Annotated in this window: 17 protein-coding genes and 1 tRNA gene; 16 read left to right on the top strand and 2 right to left on the bottom strand. The window is 38.4% G+C overall.

Annotated features, from left to right (window positions below; genetic code table 11):
- Window positions 1-530 (bottom strand): ribosome biogenesis GTP-binding protein YihA/YsxC (gene yihA / locus QZ657_RS15740; RefSeq protein WP_291968037.1); only part of this gene is annotated, 530 nt, incomplete at its 3' end.
- Window positions 531-541: 11 nt separating this feature from the next.
- On the bottom strand, window positions 542-1306 hold the full coding sequence (locus QZ657_RS15735; protein ID WP_291962339.1) for an alpha/beta fold hydrolase: 765 nt from the start codon (window positions 1304-1306) through the stop codon (window positions 542-544).
- Between the two features lie 263 nt (window positions 1307-1569).
- Here QZ657_RS15735 and QZ657_RS15730 point away from each other — a divergent pair, with 263 nt between their 5' ends.
- The 16 genes from QZ657_RS15730 (at window position 1570) to QZ657_RS15655 (ending at window position 17904) form a co-directional block, all read left to right on the top strand.
- Window positions 1570-2043, top strand: coding sequence for a division/cell wall cluster transcriptional repressor MraZ (locus QZ657_RS15730; protein ID WP_276473554.1), 474 nt, complete (start codon window positions 1570-1572; stop codon window positions 2041-2043).
- The gene (gene rsmH / locus QZ657_RS15725; RefSeq protein ID WP_291968036.1) at window positions 2033-2935 is read left to right on the top strand and encodes a 16S rRNA (cytosine(1402)-N(4))-methyltransferase RsmH; all 903 of its coding nucleotides are present in this window, start codon (window positions 2033-2035) and stop codon (window positions 2933-2935) included. Before QZ657_RS15730 ends, rsmH begins: the two co-directional genes overlap by 11 nt.
- Window positions 2922-3263 carry an FtsL-like putative cell division protein gene (locus QZ657_RS15720; protein ID WP_412759662.1) on the top strand — a complete coding sequence of 114 codons (342 nt, stop codon included), beginning with the start codon at window positions 2922-2924 and terminating at the stop codon, window positions 3261-3263. The genes rsmH and QZ657_RS15720 overlap by 14 nt, the downstream gene beginning before the upstream one ends.
- On the top strand, window positions 3263-5269 hold the full coding sequence (locus QZ657_RS15715; RefSeq protein WP_291962342.1) for a penicillin-binding protein: 2007 nt from the start codon (window positions 3263-3265) through the stop codon (window positions 5267-5269). Before QZ657_RS15720 ends, QZ657_RS15715 begins: the two co-directional genes overlap by 1 nt.
- Window positions 5266-6729, top strand: a complete 1464-nt coding sequence (locus tag QZ657_RS15710) for a UDP-N-acetylmuramoyl-L-alanyl-D-glutamate--2,6-diaminopimelate ligase (protein WP_291962343.1) — start codon at window positions 5266-5268, stop codon at window positions 6727-6729. The genes QZ657_RS15715 and QZ657_RS15710 overlap by 4 nt, the downstream gene beginning before the upstream one ends.
- 30 nt (window positions 6730-6759) lie before the next feature.
- The gene (gene mraY / locus QZ657_RS15705; protein WP_276473558.1) at window positions 6760-7980 is read left to right on the top strand and encodes a phospho-N-acetylmuramoyl-pentapeptide-transferase; all 1221 of its coding nucleotides are present in this window, start codon (window positions 6760-6762) and stop codon (window positions 7978-7980) included.
- Window positions 7980-9314: a UDP-N-acetylmuramoyl-L-alanine--D-glutamate ligase gene (gene murD / locus QZ657_RS15700; RefSeq protein WP_291968035.1), complete on the top strand. Its 1335-nt coding sequence runs from the start codon at window positions 7980-7982 to the stop codon at window positions 9312-9314. Before mraY ends, murD begins: the two co-directional genes overlap by 1 nt.
- Before the next feature lies 1 nt (window position 9315).
- Complete coding sequence (locus QZ657_RS15695; RefSeq protein WP_276473560.1) at window positions 9316-10524, top strand: FtsW/RodA/SpoVE family cell cycle protein; 1209 nt, start codon at window positions 9316-9318, stop codon at window positions 10522-10524.
- Window positions 10511-11599 carry an undecaprenyldiphospho-muramoylpentapeptide beta-N-acetylglucosaminyltransferase gene (murG, locus tag QZ657_RS15690; RefSeq protein WP_291968034.1) on the top strand — a complete coding sequence of 363 codons (1089 nt, stop codon included), beginning with the start codon at window positions 10511-10513 and terminating at the stop codon, window positions 11597-11599. Before QZ657_RS15695 ends, murG begins: the two co-directional genes overlap by 14 nt.
- Before the next feature lies 1 nt (window position 11600).
- On the top strand, window positions 11601-12956 hold the full coding sequence (gene murC, locus QZ657_RS15685; protein WP_291968033.1) for a UDP-N-acetylmuramate--L-alanine ligase: 1356 nt from the start codon (window positions 11601-11603) through the stop codon (window positions 12954-12956).
- Complete coding sequence (locus tag QZ657_RS15680) at window positions 12946-13665, top strand: cell division protein FtsQ/DivIB (RefSeq protein WP_276473563.1); 720 nt, start codon at window positions 12946-12948, stop codon at window positions 13663-13665. Before murC ends, QZ657_RS15680 begins: the two co-directional genes overlap by 11 nt.
- A 4-nt stretch (window positions 13666-13669) precedes the next feature.
- Window positions 13670-15013 carry a cell division protein FtsA gene (gene ftsA / locus QZ657_RS15675; RefSeq protein WP_291962352.1) on the top strand — a complete coding sequence of 448 codons (1344 nt, stop codon included), beginning with the start codon at window positions 13670-13672 and terminating at the stop codon, window positions 15011-15013.
- Between the two features lie 43 nt (window positions 15014-15056).
- On the top strand, window positions 15057-16970 hold the full coding sequence (ftsZ, locus tag QZ657_RS15670; protein WP_276473565.1) for a cell division protein FtsZ: 1914 nt from the start codon (window positions 15057-15059) through the stop codon (window positions 16968-16970).
- 89 nt (window positions 16971-17059) lie between these two features.
- Window positions 17060-17503 carry a GatB/YqeY domain-containing protein gene (locus QZ657_RS15665; RefSeq protein WP_276473566.1) on the top strand — a complete coding sequence of 148 codons (444 nt, stop codon included), beginning with the start codon at window positions 17060-17062 and terminating at the stop codon, window positions 17501-17503.
- Between the two features lie 38 nt (window positions 17504-17541).
- Window positions 17542-17615, top strand: a tRNA-Arg gene (locus QZ657_RS15660).
- Window positions 17616-17661: 46 nt separating this feature from the next.
- Window positions 17662-17904 carry a GIY-YIG nuclease family protein gene (locus tag QZ657_RS15655; RefSeq protein WP_291968032.1) on the top strand — a complete coding sequence of 81 codons (243 nt, stop codon included), beginning with the start codon at window positions 17662-17664 and terminating at the stop codon, window positions 17902-17904.
- Window positions 17905-18511 lie beyond the last annotated feature (607 nt).

Raw genomic sequence — 18511 nt, 5'->3', positions numbered from 1 at the left:
GTTACAAAATGCGGCGGAGCTTCTTCCCACATATCTGCGGTAAGTTTGTTCAGGTACTGATTTACTTGTCGCTCGATCGCTTTTGGCTTTAGCTTATCTGCCTTGGTAAAGATGATCGCAAAAGGTACTCCGTTTTCACCCATCCATTGCATGAACTCCATATCTATAGGTTGTGGATCATGGCGTATATCTACCAGTACAAAAGAACATACAAGCTGCTCTCGTTGTAGAAAGTAATTGGTAATATATTTTTGAAAGGTGTTTTTATCTTTTTTGGATACACGGGCATAACCATAACCGGGTAAATCTACCAAGAACCAATTTTCATTTATCTTAAAATGGTTGATCAATTGGGTTTTACCAGGTCTGCCAGATGTTTTTGCCAAGCTTTTGCGCTCGGTCAACATATTGATCAAAGAAGACTTGCCAACGTTGGATCGCCCAATAAAGGCGTATTCTGGCAAAGGCTCTTTCGGGCATTTGGCAACATCGGAGTTGCTCATTACAAAGTCGGCCGACTTTATTTTCATCCGTAGGGTGTTTAGAAATTGTTTTTCGTCAACCAGTCATCAAGAATGGTATTGAATTCGTCTGGGTGTTCCATCATAGGTGCATGTCCGCATTTATCTATCCAAAATAGATCTGAATTTGGTAAAAGCTCATCGAACAGTTCCGCCACGTCCGGTGGGGTAACGGTATCGTTTTTTCCCCAAATAATACAGGTAGGGGTTTTCATTTTCGGTAAATCTTGCGCCATGTTGTGTCTTATGGCACTTTTAGCGATTGCCAAGGTTTTTACCAATTTTACACGGTCGTTCACCGTTGCAAAAACTTCATCTACAATTTCCTTGGTAGCAACCTCTGGGTCGTAGAATACATCTTGTGCCTTCTTTTTAATGAATTCATAGTCGCCGCGTTTAGGGTAACCATCGCCCATGGCACTTTCATAAAGGCCGGAACTTCCGGTAATGACCAAAGCTTTTATTTTGGCAGGGTATAATTTGGTGTGTAAAAGACCAATATGGCCGCCAAGTGAATTTCCTAAAAGAATAACATCATCAAGATTTTTATAATCAATGAACTTTTTAAGGTATTTGGCAAAATTCTTAACCGTTGTTTTTAACATCGGCATAGAATACAAAGGCAATTCAGGGATAAGAACTTTGTATCCCTTAGGTGGAAAATAAGTGTTCACACCCTCAAAATTACTTAAACCGCCCATAAGTCCATGAAGAATAATTATGGGTTTGCCTTCTCCTTTTTCTATATACTTAAATCCTCCGTCGTTGATCAAATCGTTTTCCATGCGCACTACTCATCAGTAATTGTCCAAATATAGGTAATTACAGAGAATAGCAAACAACTCTTTTCGATAAGGTTTTAACAAGAATCATTAAGATTTCGCTTTTTCAGGATTTAAGGCCCAAGTGGTAAAATGAAGCCATAAAAATCGATGAAGTGCAAAAACGTGCTCAAAAGTGGGGTAATTTATTAACAAAGTGGTTTTTAGTGGTAAAATGTGGTAATAATATTTATATATTTGAGTTATAAATAGAAAACCAGACCATTTTGGACATCTTTTTCTTTGGGACATTTAATTGCAAGGCAGATGCCAAGGGGCGTATTATGCTCCCTGTTGCGCTACGCAATCAAGTCGCACCAATACTAAAGGATGGGTTTTTTATCAAGAAGTCATATTTGAGCGAATGTTTGGAGTTGTACCCGGCATATGAGTGGCACAGGGTAATGGCAGAATTGAACGAAAAGAGCAGGTTCGATGAAGAGAACCTACAATTTATAAGAATGTATACGGCAGGTCTGCGTCAGGTAGAAGTTGATGCTACCGGTAGGTTGTTGATACCAAAGGACATTATTTCTTTAGGGGGTATAACCAAAGAAGTGGTCATAGCGCCAATAGGGAAAAGATTGGAGATTTGGGACAAGAAAGCTTATGATGAATCTATAAGCGCAACAAAAGAAGAGAAGGTGAAGTTGGCAAAGCGTGTAATGTTAGGTGAAAAACCAAGCGAAGATGTATCATAACCCTGTATTGCTTAAAGAAACGGTAGATGGCTTGAACATCAAAGAAGACGGTATATATATAGATGTAACGTTTGGTGGTGGTGGTCATTCCAAAGAGATATTGAAAAGATTGGGTAAAGAGGGCAGGTTGTATGCCTTTGATCAAGATGAAGATGCACAGGCAAATGCTTTAGGCGATCCAAGATTTACGTTGATAGCGGAAAATTTTAGGTACATCACCCAGTTTTTAAAGTTCTATGGCATAAAGAAGGTAGATGGTATACTTGCCGATTTTGGAGTATCATCGCATCAGTTCGATCAAGCGGAAAGAGGGTTCTCTACCCGTTTTGATGCAGATTTGGATATGCGAATGAGCAAGCGTAATACGCTTTCCGCTTTTGAGGTGGTCAATACCTATTCATATGATGATTTGCGTAAGGTGTTGTTCGAGTATGGCGATATCAGAAACGCCAACGCCATGGCAAAAGTGATCGTTGCCAATAGGGAAGAAGAGAAGATACAAACTACCGATGCGCTTAAAACAGTGTTAAAACAGTTTTTGCCAGAGCATAGGCAGCATAAAATATTGGCACAGATCTATCAGGCCATTCGCATAGAGGTGAATCAGGAGATAGCGGTCATCAAAGAGTTTTTACAGCAGACTCCTGGTCTGTTAAATGAAAAGGGGAGGCTAAGTGTAATTAGTTACCACTCTTTGGAAGATAGGCTGGTAAAAAGATTTATTAGAGCGGGCCAGTTTGAAGGAGGGCCGGAGAAAGATTTTTACGGCAATATAGATGTACCGTTAAAAAAGGTAGGTGGTTTAATAGTACCGACGAAGGAAGAAATAAAGTTGAATAACAGGGCACGTAGTGCAAAATTGAGAATAGCGGAGCGTAATGGCGAAAAATAAAGTGAAAACGGGTGTATTTGACCTTTTGAAGGGTAAATTTTTGGTGAGCGGAGACGCCCCTAAAAATTGGCTGTTCATTATTTTCATTTCTTTTTTGGCAACGGTAATGATCAGTAGTTCACATAGCGCCGATCAAAAAGTGCACCGCATTGCTCTATTAAATGAAGAGGTAAAAGAATTGCGTAACGAGTTTGTGGATATGCGATCAGATGTGCAGCAGTTAAAATTAGAATCGAGCATTACCGGTAAAATATCGGAGAAGGGATTGTTTCCTTCGGAGAATCCCCCGCAGAAAATTAAGGTGAAATCTTTAAACGTTGAAGAGTAATGGCGGCAACGGATAAAAGCATATTAAAAAGACTCTACATAGTGGCCGGTTTCATGGTGCTCTTTGCGGGTGCCGTGTTGTTCAAGCTGGTCTCTATACAAATAGTGGACGGGGAAAAATACCAGGCTTTGGCAGACACACGTACAGAACGTATGTTTACCATTGAGCCAAATAGGGGTAATTTGTATTCTGATGACGGAAGTCTGTTGGCAACGTCGGTTTCTAAATACACCATCCGTTTTGATGCGGTTACGGTAAGCAATGAAGATTTTAGGCAAAATGTAAAGCCGTTGGCAGATGCCCTGGCAAAGCAATTTGGTAAAACATCCTCGCACTATCAGCAACTTTTAAGAAAGGCAAGAGAGAATAAAAATAGGTATGCATTAATAGTGCGTAATCTGGATTATTCTGAATACATGGCGGTAAAGCAATTTCCGCTATTCAACAAAGGGGCGTTCAAGGGCGGGCTTATTATTGAGCAGAAAACAAAAAGAGAGCATCCGTTAGGTAAAATTGCCGAGCGTAGTGTAGGGTATGAGCGTGTAGATGAAAACGGATATTACACCCGTGTAGGTATGGAAGGTGCCTTTGGTGAATATTTAAGGGGAATTTCTGGAAAGCGTCTAAAGCAAAAGATAGCAAAGGGTCAATGGAAGCCTATAGGTAACGATAATATTGTTGAGCCAAAAGATGGATATGATGTGTATTCTACTATAGATATTAATATTCAGGATATAGCGCACCATGCACTATTGGGTCAGTTAGAGAAATATCAAGCGGACCACGGTACGGTAATCGTAATGGAAGTGAAAACCGGAGAGGTAAAGGCAATTTCAAATTTAGGGCAGACATCTGAAGGTAAATATTATGAGCGTTTAAACTATGCTATTGGTGAATCTCACGAGCCGGGTTCTACATTTAAGTTGGTGAATTTGGTGGCGGCTTTGGAAGATAAGGTAATTGATACCAGTTCTGTAATAGATACCGAAAAAGGAGCTTGGAAATTGTATAGACATACCATACGTGATACCAAGCGTGGTGGTCATGGTAAAATCAGCATGTCCGAAGCTTTTGAAGTTTCGTCAAATGTGGCTTTTGCAAAAATGATTCACGAAGGGTATAAAAACGATCCGGAAAAATATGTGAACAGGCTAATGAGTATGGGTATCCATAAAGAATTAGGTCTGCCTGTAGTCGGTGAAGGTAAACCTGTGTTACGTTACCCCGGTGATAAAGGTTGGTCAGGGCTTTCGTTGGCGCAAATGGCCTATGGGTATGAAGTTTCAATGACGCCGTTGCAAACATTGGCGTTTTACAACGCCATTGCAAATAATGGTGAAATGGTAAAACCACGTTTGTTGAAAGAGGTAAAAGAGTGGAACAAGACCATTGAGAAGTTCGATAAAAAAGTGTTGAACCCAGAAATTTGTTCACAAGCTACGGTAAAGAAGGTACAGCAGATATTGAAAAATGTAGTGGAGAAAGAGCATGGCACGGGTCACCGTATGTACTCCAGAAATTTTTCTATGGCAGGAAAGACGGGTACTACACAGACCAACTATGTGTCTAAGGACAAATCTAAGTATGAATATATTTCTTCGTTCGCTGGGTATTTTCCGGCAGATGACCCAAAGTATTCCTGTATCGTAGTCATTCATAAGCCGGACAAAAGTGTTGGGTATTATGGTGCGGATGTTTCTGGTCCTGTATTTAAATCGGTTGCACAGAAAGTATATGCAACATCTCCATTGACCAGCGAAGTTGATGTAAAGGATGTGTTGATCGCAAAAATTGAAGATTCTCACCAAGATTATTATAAGGTAGCACAGGCAAAATATGCTGCTGTACCAAATGTAAAGGGTATGTGCGGTATGGATGCTGTTGCCATTTTAGAGAATCTAGGGATAGAGGTAGAGGTAAAAGGAAACGGAAAGGTGAAAAATCAATCTATCACCAAAGGCACAGATTTAAAATCAGTGAAGAAAATAGTATTGGAATTAATATGATGCAATTAAAGGACATATTATATGGAGTTCGTATTACTGCTGTTAGCGGTACTACTTCTTGTGATATAGCATCGGTTCGTTTTGATTCTCGTGAAGTTCAAAAATCTGATGCCTTCGTTGCAATAAAAGGCACCTTAACAGATGGTCATAAATATATTGATGCAGTAGTAAAAGCTGGTGCAAGGGCAATTGTTTGTGAGGAGTTGCCTGTGGAAATGATAGATGATGTTACTTATGTACAGGTAGAAAGTGGTAACCAGGCTTTGGCATTGATGGCTTCTAACTACTATGGTACACCGTCTAAGAATTTAAAATTGGTAGGTGTTACGGGTACTAATGGCAAGACTACGGTATCTAGCTTGTTATATCAATTGTTCAAGAAAGCAGGGTATAAGGTAGGTTTGTTATCCACCATTAAAATTATGGTAGATGAAACGGTTTATCCCACTAAACATACCACTCCAGATGCATTGGTAATCAACAAGCATTTACAGTTAATGAACGATGCCGGTGTAGAATATTGCTTTATGGAAGTAAGTTCTCATGGTATTCATCAAAAAAGAACAGAAGGGCTAGTTTTTGAAGGGGCTATTTTTACGAATCTATCTCATGATCATCTAGATTACCATAAAACCTTTGCAGAGTACCGTGATACCAAGAAGATATTGTTTGATCAACTGCCTAAAACGGCATTTGCATTGACCAATTTAGACGATAAGAACGGCTTGGTCATGTTGCAGAATACAAAGGCCAGAAAAGCAAGTTATGCCTTACAGAATTATGCAGACTACAGGGCGCAGATACTCGAAAATCAGTTCGATGGTCAATTGTTGAAGATAAACGACCATGAACTTTGGACCAAGTTGATAGGTCATTTCAATGCCTATAACATGTTGGCAATTTACGCTACTGCAGATTTATTGGGTCTGGAGCAATTGGAAACTTTGCGATTGTTGAGCGAGTTGGAAAATGTAGATGGCAGGTTTCAATATTATATATCAAAGAAAAAAATAACGGCTATAGTTGATTATGCCCATACGCCGGACGCCCTAAAAAATGTGCTTGAGACAATCAACACGTTGAGAACTGGAAATGAAAACGTCATCACCGTTGTGGGGTGTGGTGGCGATAGAGACAGATCAAAGCGTCCGGTAATGGGTAATATCGCATCTGAAATGAGTAACAAAGTTATTCTCACTTCCGATAATCCTAGAACTGAATCCCCTACTGAAATTATTGCAGAAATGGAGGCGGGGGTAGAACCTCAGAATGTAAAGAAGATTCTATCCATAGAAAATAGGGAGCAAGCCATTAAAACAGCATGCCAACTTGCGGATGATAACGATATTATATTGGTAGCCGGTAAAGGACATGAGACTTACCAGGAAACCAATGGCGTACGTATAGATTTCGATGATTTTAAAATAGTAAAAGAGCTTTTAACAAGCTTAGAAAAATAACCAAAGCTTAGAAGCAAGAATAAAGATTATATGTTAACCTACCTTTTCGAATATTTAGAAAAACAATACCAGTTGCCGGGGGCTTCGCTGTTTCAGTTCAGTACCTTCCGTGCGGCAATGGCTATCTTGTTTTCATTGATGATCGCTACGGTATATGGTAAGCGTATTATCCTATTTCTTCAAAAGCAACAGGTAGGAGAAACCATTCGTGATTTAGGTTTGGACGGTCAAAAGCAAAAGGCGGGTACACCTACAATGGGTGGTGTCATCATTATCATGTCAACGCTAATACCGGTGTTGTTATTTGCAAGGTTAGAGAATATATATATCATTTTATTGACATTCACCATGTTGTGGATGGGCGCAATTGGCTTTTTGGATGATTACATCAAAGTATTTAAAAAGAACAAAGAAGGTTTAAAAGGAAGATTTAAGGTATTGGGCCAGGTAACATTGGGTCTTATTGTTGGTGCAGTATTGTACTTTCATCCAGAAGTGACTATGCGCGATCATGATAAAACCATTATTACGCAATCATATACGGTAGAAGAGGTAAAGGGGGCAGAGATAAAATCTACCATGACCACGGTTCCTTTCTTTAAGAATAATGAGTTTGATTATGGTAGCTTAATTTCTTGGGCTGGCGATGGTGCAAAAGAATATGCGTGGTTGCTGTTTATTCCAATTATAATATTGATTGTGACCGCAGTATCTAATGGTGCTAATTTAACCGATGGTATAGATGGTCTTGCTGCAGGTACATCGGCAATCATAGTATTTACATTGGGCATTTTTGCTCTGGTATCGGGTAACATTATTTTTTCAGACTATTTGGATATTATGTACATACCAAGAGTAGGTGAGTTGTTGGTGTTCATTACCGCATTTGTGGGTGCACTGATCGGATTTTTATGGTACAACGCTTTCCCGGCGCAAGTATTTATGGGAGATACGGGAAGTTTGACTATAGGTGGTGTTATTGCCGTGATCGCGATTATAGTACGTAAAGAATTATTGATTCCCGTATTGTGCGGAATCTTCTTTGCAGAGTCCCTTTCGGTAATGATACAGGTAGGATATTTTAAATACACAAAAAAGAAATTTGGCGAAGGCAGGCGAATATTTTTAATGTCACCATTGCATCATCACTATCAGAAAAAAGGGTATCACGAAAGTAAGATCGTAACCCGTTTTTGGATCGTGGGCATTTTATTGGCCATTGTGACCATAGTGACCTTAAAAATTAGATAATGGCACTTTTAGTAGTACTTGGTGGAGGAGAAAGTGGAGTAGGTACGGCCATTTTAGGATTAAAGAAAGGGTACGATGTGTTCGTATCCGATAAAGGAAAAATAAAAGAGAAGTATAAAAACGTTCTTGAACATTTTGAGATTGATTGGGAAGAAGAACAGCATTCTGAAGATCGCATACTAAAAGCCGATTTGGTAATGAAGAGTCCGGGTATACCGGATAAAGTGCCCTTGGTAAAGCAGTTGGTTGAAAAAGGTGTTCCCGTAATATCAGAGATAGAATTTGCATCTAAATACACCGATGCAAAAATTATTGGTATTACAGGAAGCAACGGTAAAACAACAACCACTATGCTAACAAACCACATTCTGGCAAGTGCCGAATTAAAAGTGGGTATGGCAGGTAATATTGGTGATAGTTATGCAAAAATGGTTGCGGAGAATGATTTTGAGTATTACGTACTTGAAATCAGTAGTTTTCAATTGGACGGTATAGTGGATTTTAAACCACACATTGCCGTGATTACGAATATTACACCGGATCACTTAGATCGGTATGAGTATGAGTTTGAAAACTACATCGCATCAAAATTCAGAATTGCGGAAAACCAAGACGAAAACGATTATTTGATTTATGATGCAGATGATACGGTTTTGGTAGAATGGCTGAACAAGCACCCTGTTAAATCAAAATTAATGCCCTTTTCATTGAATAAAGTAGTTGATCAAGGCGCATTTATAGAACAAAACGAGATAATAATAAAAACAACAACAGACACTATTAGCATGACGAAGAACACTTTGGCCTTAGAAGGTCAGCACAATGTAAAGAACACAATGGCAGCGGCAACAATTGCAAAATTAATCGGCATCCGTAAGGAGACGATAAGAGCCTGTGTTTCTAATTTTCAAGGGGCTCCCCACCGTTTGGAGAAGGTGTTGAAAATACATCATGTGGAATATATCAATGACTCAAAAGCAACAAATGTAAATGCTGCTTATTATGCATTGGATAGCATGAAAACACCTACTGTATGGATCGTAGGTGGTGTAGATAAGGGCAATGAGTACATGGAGTTAATGCCATTGGTACGAGAAAAGGTAAAAGCAATTATTTGCCTAGGTGAGAACAATGAAAAAATTAAGCACGTGTTCGGTAATGCCGTTGATCTTTTGGTAGAAACATATGCTATGGAAGAAGCGGTAAAAGTAGCTTATAAAATAGCGGAGCGTGGAGATACGGTGTTGTTATCACCGGCATGTGCAAGTTTTGATCTATTTAAAAATTATGAAGATCGCGGAGATCAATTTAAGAACTGTGTAAAAAACCTATAAGGTGTTGAATATTTTTCAAAATATAAAAGGAGATAAAGCCATTTGGGCCATTGCGGCACTTTTGGCCTTGTTTTCATTTCTGCCAGTATATAGTGCCAGTAGTAACTTGGTGTATGTAGTAGGTAGCGGTACTCCAGTAGGGCACTTGGTAAAACATGCCATACTGTTGTTTTTAGGCTTTGGAATTATTTATGGGGTACATAAAATACCTACGCACTTTTTTAAAGGGCTTTCAATGATCGCCCTGCCTATAGTATTGGTGTTGCTCATATTCGTTTTGGCTCAAGGCACATCCAGTGGTGGTACCAATGATAGTCGTTGGATCCGTTTGCCGTTGGTAGGTTTCGGTTTTCAGCCTTCTAACTTGGCAGCGGTAGTACTGATGATCTATGTAGCACGCTATTTTTCCAAGGTGAGGGATATTAAAATAACATTTAAGGAAAGTATACTACCATTGTGGTTACCGGTTTTTTTAGTGGTGGCATTAATATTGCCCGCTAACTTTTCAACGGCGGCCATTGTATTCTCTATGGTGATGGTATTGTGTTTTCTAGGAGGATATCCAATGAAATATTTATTGGGGATCGTGGGTACGGGAATATTGTTTTTATCCATTTTCATATTAACCGCTAAAGCATTCCCGGATCTGTTCCCGAATAGGGTGGATACTTGGATGAGCCGTATAGATAGTTTCTCCAATCCGGATGATACCGAAGGCACTTATCAAATAGAACGTGCAAAAATTGCGATAGCAACCGGTGGTATTGTAGGTAAAGGAGCAGGTAAAAGTGTGCAAAAGAACTTTTTGCCACAGAGTTCATCAGATTTTATTTATGCGATAATTGTGGAGGAATATGGTTTAATAGGAGGGTTTATTCTCATGTTGTTTTACTTGTTTCTGTTATTCAGAATAGTGGTGGTGGCCAATGGTTGTGCATCGGTCTTTAGTAAGTTGTTGGTGCTGGGCGTAGGATTGCCTATAGTTTTTCAGGCATTGATAAATATGGCGGTAGCGGTAGAACTATTCCCGGTAACGGGTCAAAATTTACCATTGATCAGTAGTGGAGGTACCTCTAGTTGGATGACCTGTTTGGCAATAGGCATCATATTAAGTGCAAGTAATAAAAGTATAGCCCAGGAGAGTGCTTCTGGCAATGATGTTGATATAGACGAGACTAACCCTTTAGAGATTTTAAGTGGGCAGTTATAAGTTTATTTTGTCGGGCGGAGGTACCGGCGGACATATTTATCCGGCGATAGCCATAGCAAACGAGTTGAAAAGGAGGCATCCAGATGCTGAATTTTTGTTCGTTGGGGCAAAGGATAGAATGGAGATGGAAAAAGTACCGCAAGCGGGGTATAAAATAGAGGGATTGTGGATTACGGGAATTCAGCGCAAACTGACCCTTAAAAATCTACTTTTTCCAATAAAATTGATAAGTAGTTTAATGAGAGCAAATAGCATCGTATCTAAGTTTAAACCCCATGCCGTTATTGGTACAGGTGGTTTTGCTAGTGGTCCGTTGTTAAAAATGGCGACAACAAAAGGTATTCCTTGTGTATTGCAAGAGCAGAACTCTTTTGCTGGTATTACCAATAAATTATTAAAAGATAAAGTAGAGAAAATCTGCGTGGCCTATAATGGCATGGAAAAGTTTTTTCCAAAAGACAAAATAGTATTGACAGGTAATCCTGTACGTTCAGATTTGGTAGAGTTGAAGGCTACAAAAGAAGAAGCTTTAAGATATTTTGACTTGAATACCGATAAGAAAGTATTGTTGGTATTGGGCGGTAGTTTAGGAGCTAGACGGATTAACCAATTGGTAGCCGAGCATTTAAGTTATTTTGAAGAATTAGGCTTACAGGTGATATGGCAATGTGGTAAGGGGTATTATGAAACTTATAAGCCGCATCAGTCAGAGAATAGTAAAGTGCATGCTTTTTTAAACTCGATGGATAAGGCCTATGTAGCCGCAGATTTCATTATTTCAAGAGCAGGTGCAGGTGCGGTATCAGAATTGTGCTTGGTAGGGAAGCCAACATTTTTTATTCCGTCGCCAGTAGTAGCAGAAGATCATCAGACTAAAAATGCATTATCGCTTGTAGGTCATGATGCTGCAATTATGATTAGGGAAAAAGAGCTTGATGAGAAATTTGTAGCTGAATTTGAATCGGTATTCAAATCCTCAGAAAAGCAAGTAGAATTATCAAAGAATATTAAATCGTTGGCATTACCAAATGCCACGTCTGATATCTGTGATGAAATAGAAAAATTGATAAAATAATATGAACGTAACGCAAATACATAGAGTGTATTTTATAGGCATAGGGGGCATAGGCATGTCTGCTTTGGCGCGTTATTTTGCGTTTATAAACAAAGCGGTTGCCGGTTATGATAAAACCAATACTCCGCTAACAGAAGAATTGGCTAGTTCAGGTATTGATATTCATTATACAGATGATATCGATGTAGTGTCACAAGAATTTAAGGAAGACAAAGAGCATACTTTGGTGGTGTATACGCCCGCGGTGCCATCTTCACATTCAGAGTATCAGTATTTTTTAAATAACGGGTTCACTATTAAAAAACGATCGGAAGTACTTGGCTTAATAACCAAAGACTCCTTTTGCTTGGCAGTTGCCGGAACACATGGCAAAACAACGACCTCTAGTATTTTGGCACATTTGTTAAAAGAAACAGGAGTAAAAATGACCGCATTCTTGGGTGGTATATCAGAGGATTTCAATAGTAATTTCCTGTTGGAAGGAACGGAATATTCGGTAGTTGAGGCAGATGAATTTGATCGTTCGTTTATGCAGTTGACACCAAGTGTAGCGTGTGTAACATCTATGGATGCAGATCACCTGGATATATATGGTGATGCGCAAGAATTGGAAAGAACATTTGTTGATTTTACCAAACGCTTAAAACCGGGCGGTAAACTATTTGTTCGTAATGGTCTGCCTTTAGAAGGGTTGACCTATGGTATAGAAGACGATTCGGATTATTGCATCCGAAACATAAAAATAGAACATGGCACCTACATATTCGATTTGGAGGCCCCTGACCTCAAACTAGAAGGGGTTGAATTCAACAAACCCGGAAGACATAATTTGTTGAACGGTTTGGTAGCTTTCGCAATGGCGATGCAAGCAGGTTCCCCACCGCATCGCCTTGCAGAGGCATTGGCAACCTTTAAGGGAGTGCAAAGAAGATTTTCGTATAAAATCAAAAATGATGAATTCATTTTTATTGATGATTATGCGCATCATCCTACGGAAATCAATGCTGTTTTTGAAGCGGTTTCAGAAATGCATCCAAATAAAAAAGTATTGGCAATTTTTCAGCCGCATTTGTTTTCAAGAACAAAGGATTTTGCAGATGAATTTGCAAAAAGCTTGTCGAAATTCAAGAATATTCTCCTGTTGGATATCTATCCGGCCAGAGAAGAGCCTATTGAAGGGGTAACTTCAGCATGGCTATTGGAGAAGGTAGATGGCAGCAATAAAAAATTAATTTCGAAAGAACAAATCCTTTCTGAAATAAAAAAACAAGACCCTGATGTTTTACTAACAATGGGAGCGGGGGATATAGGTTTAGAAGTTGAAAAAATTAAAAAAGAAATGTCGTATGCAGGTTAATTGGAATTTTATAAAGTTAGTGGCTTTAGTTCTGGTAATCATGGGGTTATATGCTTTTTCCAATGAGCGTAATAGCGCTAAAAATGTTGCCAGAATGAAAGTAGAATTCATTGGCGACCAAAATTTGTACCTCACTGAAGGAGCGGTTAATAAATTGTTAATACAAAATTACGGTAGCCTTGATAATGTGCCCAAAGAAAATATAGTTTTGAATACTGTAGAAAAGGCCCTTGAGGCCAATGAAATGGTGAAAAGTGCACAAGTCTATCTAACAATAGATGGTCAGTTAACGTCTAAAATTGTTCAAAGGAAACCAATAGGGCGCATAGAAGGGAATTCAAAGTTCTATTTGGATGATGAAGGAAAGAGAATGCCTCTTTCAAAAAATCATTCTGCCAGAGTTCCTATTATAACGGGCAACATCAGTGGTAAAAGCCTTGAAGATGTCTATGTCATATTGGAACACATAAACAAGGACGATTTTTTTCGTGAATCGGTAATTGGTATTCATATAAAAGGTGAAGAAGAATATCAGTTGCGGTTAAGGCTTAATAATTTTGTTGTGAACATAGGCGATATTGAAGATTTAGAGGCCAAGTTTAGCAATTTTAAGGCATTTTATGCCAAAGCGAACAAGGATGAAACCTTGGAAGATTATGCAGAAGTAAGTTTAGAATTCAATAACCAGGTGGTGTGCACTAAAATATAATAAAATGGAACAAACTAAATATTCAGTCGGTTTAGACATAGGAACAACTAAAATCGTTGCCATAATCGGAAAACAAAACGAGTATGGTAAAATTGAGATTTTGGGTATCGGTAAGTCCAAAAGTTTAGGTGTACACAGAGGTGTTGTCAATAATATAACACAGACCATAAAATCTATACAACAAGCGGTTGAGGAGGCAGAAGCAAATTCTGGACTTAAGATTGGATCTGTTGTAGTTGGTATTGCCGGTCAGCACATTAGAAGTTTGCAGCACAGCGATTACATTACCAGAAAAGATTCTGAGGAAGTAATAGGTGAAGAAGATGTAGACTTGCTATGTAATCAAGTGCACAAATTGATTATGCTACCAGGTGAAGAGATTATTCATGTTTTGCCACAGGAATATAAAGTTGACGGGCAAGCCGAAATTCGTGAACCTGTTGGTATGTATGGCGGTAGGCTTGAGGCTAACTTTCATGTAGTGGTTGGTCAAGTAGTTTCCATTAAAAATGTAGGTCGTTGCATTAAAAGTGCAGGATTGGATTTAGGGAATATTACACTTGAGCCATTGGCATCATCTGACGCGGTATTGAGTCAAGAAGAAAAAGAAGCAGGTGTAGCTTTGATCGATATAGGTGGTGGTACTACTGATTTGGCCATTTTTAAAGATGGTATCATAAGACACACTGCGGTTATTCCTTTCGGTGGTGGTGTTATTACCGAAGATATAAAGGAAGGATGTTCAATTATTGAGAAGCAAGCCGAATTGTTGAAAACAAGATTTGGTTCAGCTTGGCCAGGTGAGAACAGAGATAATGAAATTGTATCTATACCAGGTTTACGTGGTAGAGAACCAAAAGAAATTTCGTTAAAGAACCTTTCCAAGATAATTCATGCACGTGTTGTTGAAATTATTGAGCAAGTGTATGTAGAGATCAAAAATTACGGTCACGAAGAGCAAAAAAAGAAATTGATTGCAGGTATAGTGTTAACAGGTGGCGGTAGCCAATTGAAGCATTTAAAGCAATTGGTTGAATATATAACCGGTATGGATACACGTATTGGATATCCTAACGAACATCTAGCGGGCGATTCTGATGAAGAAGTTGCTAGTCCATTGTACGCAACAGCTGTAGGGCTTTTAATGAATGCCATTAAAAATCAAGAGAAGTTGAAACTTACGCAAGAAGATATTTTACAAGAACAGCAAATAGAGGAAGAGGAAGAATTGGTTTACGCAGAAAGGGATACGGAAGCGGTAGCTCGTCCTAACTTGCATAAAGAAAGAAAATCTGTTTTTGATAAGTGGTCTGAAAAATTGAAAGAATTTTTAGATAACGCAGAGTAATAAGCATAGCATAAGAGAATACATAACCAGTAATAATTAGAATATGAGTAAGAACAGCGAATTTGATAATATCTCCTTTGATCTACCAAAGAATCAAAGTAACGTTATAAAAGTCATTGGTGTAGGTGGCGGTGGTAGTAATGCCATCAATCACATGTTCCAAGCAGGGATTAACGGAGTTGATTTTGTAATCTGTAATACAGATTCTCAAGCATTGGATAATAGTCCGGTGCCCAACAAAATACAATTAGGGGTGTCATTGACAGAAGGTTTGGGTGCTGGTGCCAATCCGGAAGTGGGTGAACAAGCTGCAATGGAAAGTATGGAAGATATAAAGGGTATGTTGGATACAACTACTAAAATGATCTTCATTACTGCCGGTATGGGCGGGGGAACAGGAACTGGTGCTGCTCCCGTAATTGCCAAGTTTGCAAAAGAAATGGATGTTCTTACTGTAGGTATCGTTACTATGCCCTTTCAATTCGAAGGTAAAATGCGAGTTGAACAAGCGCAACGTGGTATTGAAAAATTACGAAAAAATGTAGATTCGCTGATCGTCATTAATAACAATAAGTTAAGGGAAGTATACGGAAACCTTGGTTTTAAAGCAGGTTTTTCTAAAGCTGATGAAGTGTTGGCTACTGCTGCTAGAGGTATTGCGGAAGTAATTACACATCACTATACACAGAATATTGATTTACGTGATGCCAAAACAGTACTTTCAAACAGTGGTACTGCTATTATGGGGTCGGCAATTTCATCTGGTTCGGCAAGAGCCAATGAAGCTATAATGAAAGCATTGGATTCTCCGTTATTGAACGATAACAAGATTCAAGGTGCTAAGAATGTATTGTTGTTGATAGTTTCTGGGGCTCAAGAAATTACTATTGACGAGATTGGTGAAATCAACGATCACATACAAATAGAAGCAGGCTACGGAGCAAATATCATTATGGGTGTCGGTGAAGACGAAAGCTTGGGCGAAGCTATTGCCGTAACGGTAATTGCTACGGGTTTTAACATTGAGCAGCAAGATGATATTGTAAATACGGAATCTAAGAAAATAATTCATACGTTAGAAGAAGGGCAACGTGCAGAGGCCATGTTGTTGTCTAACCAAAAAACAGTCCATACTTTAGAAATGGATGATGAGGAAGAGGAGGTAAAACAAGTCAAGCCCGTAAAAAAGTATGAGTTCGTTGAGGAAGAAGATTTTGACTTGATACCTACAACGAACTATATTAAAAATTTCAATGTTTTTTATGAGGAAGTATTAGCTGAAAATGTTTCAGAAGAAGATTTTGTCATCGTAGATGCGCCATCGGCTTTTAGGGATATGGAAGTTGTAGATCCGGTTGAATTGCAAGTCGAGGAAAAGGATGATCAATTTGCGGTAAGCTTTGAGCCTTCATCTAAAGGTGAAGATGAAAAAGAAAACGTAATCATGTTTGATCTGCATGATGAAGTAAAGGATATTGATGTAAACGAAAGCATCGAAATAGTTCCGGTTCTTGAATATAATAAGAATGGTGAAAAGCGTTACAGCTTAGATGACTATATGCAGTTGGAGAGTAAGTTGACAGGAGCAAAGTCTAAGGCTGAAGAATTTGAGCCAAAAGTCATAGAGGATGAACTTGTGTTTGAGAGAAAAACCGTAGCTCCAAAAAGAGAAGTGCATCCAGAAGAGCCTTTGGATCCAATGGAAACTCCTATTGAAGAGTTATTAAGGGAAAGAGCAGATGAACGTAGAAGAAAATTAAAGGATTTCAATTATAAATTCAAAAATAACGCTCCTACAAGTTATGACGAGAAAAAGCCGGCATACCAAAGACAAGGAGTAGATTTGAGCGAAAATTCAAGAGAAAAAAAGATTTCTAGAACCTCTTTAAGTGGAGATAGTAGTGATGATATTCAATTAAGATCTAACAACTCGTTTTTACATGATAATGTAGACTAAGCAGTTGGCTTACGATATTTTTTAAACCCGAAAACTAATATAGTTTTCGGGTTTTATTTTTTATCTTCGCAGACCAAAATATATTAGATATGGCTTTACAGCAAAGAGTAATGGAGCAGTTGAAGTTGGCAATGAAAGCAAAGGATTCCGTAGCACTAGAATCGCTTAGGGCCATAAAATCTGCGTTACTGGTGGCAAGCACAAGTGGTGGTGGTGATGTGTCTGAAGAAGATGAGATACAAATAGTGCAGAAATTGGTAAAGCAAAGAAAAGATAGTGCAGCTATTTTTATAGAACAGGGAAGACAAGATTTAGCGGATCCAGAATTAGCGCAGATCGCTGTAATAGAACAATTTTTACCGGAGCAGCTTTCTGAAGAAGAGGTAGAGAAAGTAGTTGTTCAGACTATAGATGCTACGGGTGCTTCGGGTATGAAAGATATGGGTAAGGTTATGGGTATTGTTTCTAAAGAACTAGCTGGTCAAGCAGACGGTAAATTAATAGCTACAATTGTAAAGAAAAAATTGGCATAATAAGGATTAGCGTTTTTTGCTAATTGATTACTGAAAATGGCCTCGTGGCGCAACTGAATAGCGCATCAGATTTCGGCTCTGAGGGTTGGGGGTTTGAATCCCTTCGAGGTCACTTAAATTTAAGGTCTTGCTTTTGCAGGACCTTTTTATTTTAAATTATGTTTTACGTGTATATTTTAAGGAGTGAAGTTGATGGTTGTTTATATAAAGGCATGACTAATAATCTTCAGAAGAGAATAGAAGAGCATAATTCTGGTAAGAACAAATCAACAAAGGGATTTCTGCCTTGGATTTTGGTTTGCAATGAAGAATTTGAAACTAGAATAGAGGCAAGGGTTAGAGAAAAATATTTTAAATCAGGTGTTGGTCGCGAGTACTTAAAGAGTATTCTTGATAATTAATATTAGTGCATCAGACCTGCCTGCCGGCAGGTTTCGGCTCTGAGGTCTGCCATTCGGCAGATAAAGTTGGGGGTTGAATCCCTTCGAGGTCACTTAAATTTAAGGTCTTGCTTTTGCAGGACCTTTTTTTGTTTTAATAATTTAGTGGAGGATGATATTACTGTCTGTGATTTCAGTTTAAATAAAAATATAACTTCCAACTTTGGAGGTATGTATTTGTCTTTTATATTCACTGTCATTCTTGATTTTTAAAATGTAATGGGTTTTCTTTTTTTTTATCTTTTCATAATGGTAAGTCCATACGTGGTACATATTTACGGGTATAAATTTTTTTTTACGTTTATGTGTTTATTCAATTTATTGGAATGATTATAAAATATGGGATATTTCCAATTATTTTTTTGTTGAAATAAGGTACGTAATTAGTTTTTTAAAATTCGATTACCGTTTTATAATATCGTTTTTAAAATGAAACTGTATTCTAATATTATGTGGTAAGGGAGAACTATATAATGTAGTGTTTGTAATAGTTGAATCCCGCTGTAATTTCTTCTATGTGCAAATGTGTCATAATCATGCAGTTATGTATGTGTTCAAAAACTTTGGT

It is taken from the genome of Maribacter sp., assembly GCA_020629415.1.
Lineage (GTDB): Bacteria > Bacteroidota > Bacteroidia > Flavobacteriales > Flavobacteriaceae > Maribacter > Maribacter huludaoensis.
This window is presented reverse-complemented; position numbering and strand designations above follow the sequence as displayed.

Coding starts and splice junctions, on each gene's coding strand:
- QZ657_RS15735 (WP_291962339.1), bottom strand. CDS start 1,306: ATGGAAAACGATTTGATCAACGACGGAGGATTTAAGTATATAGAAAAA.
- rsmH (WP_291968036.1), top strand. CDS start 2,033: ATGTATCATAACCCTGTATTGCTTAAAGAAACGGTAGATGGCTTGAAC.
- QZ657_RS15720 (WP_412759662.1), top strand. CDS start 2,922: ATGGCGAAAAATAAAGTGAAAACGGGTGTATTTGACCTTTTGAAGGGT.
- QZ657_RS15715 (WP_291962342.1), top strand. CDS start 3,263: ATGGCGGCAACGGATAAAAGCATATTAAAAAGACTCTACATAGTGGCC.
- QZ657_RS15710 (WP_291962343.1), top strand. CDS start 5,266: ATGATGCAATTAAAGGACATATTATATGGAGTTCGTATTACTGCTGTT.
- mraY (WP_276473558.1), top strand. CDS start 6,760: ATGTTAACCTACCTTTTCGAATATTTAGAAAAACAATACCAGTTGCCG.
- murD (WP_291968035.1), top strand. CDS start 7,980: ATGGCACTTTTAGTAGTACTTGGTGGAGGAGAAAGTGGAGTAGGTACG.
- murC (WP_291968033.1), top strand. CDS start 11,601: ATGAACGTAACGCAAATACATAGAGTGTATTTTATAGGCATAGGGGGC.
- QZ657_RS15680 (WP_276473563.1), top strand. CDS start 12,946: ATGCAGGTTAATTGGAATTTTATAAAGTTAGTGGCTTTAGTTCTGGTA.
- ftsA (WP_291962352.1), top strand. CDS start 13,670: ATGGAACAAACTAAATATTCAGTCGGTTTAGACATAGGAACAACTAAA.
- ftsZ (WP_276473565.1), top strand. CDS start 15,057: ATGAGTAAGAACAGCGAATTTGATAATATCTCCTTTGATCTACCAAAG.
- QZ657_RS15665 (WP_276473566.1), top strand. CDS start 17,060: ATGGCTTTACAGCAAAGAGTAATGGAGCAGTTGAAGTTGGCAATGAAA.
- QZ657_RS15655 (WP_291968032.1), top strand. CDS start 17,662: ATGTTTTACGTGTATATTTTAAGGAGTGAAGTTGATGGTTGTTTATAT.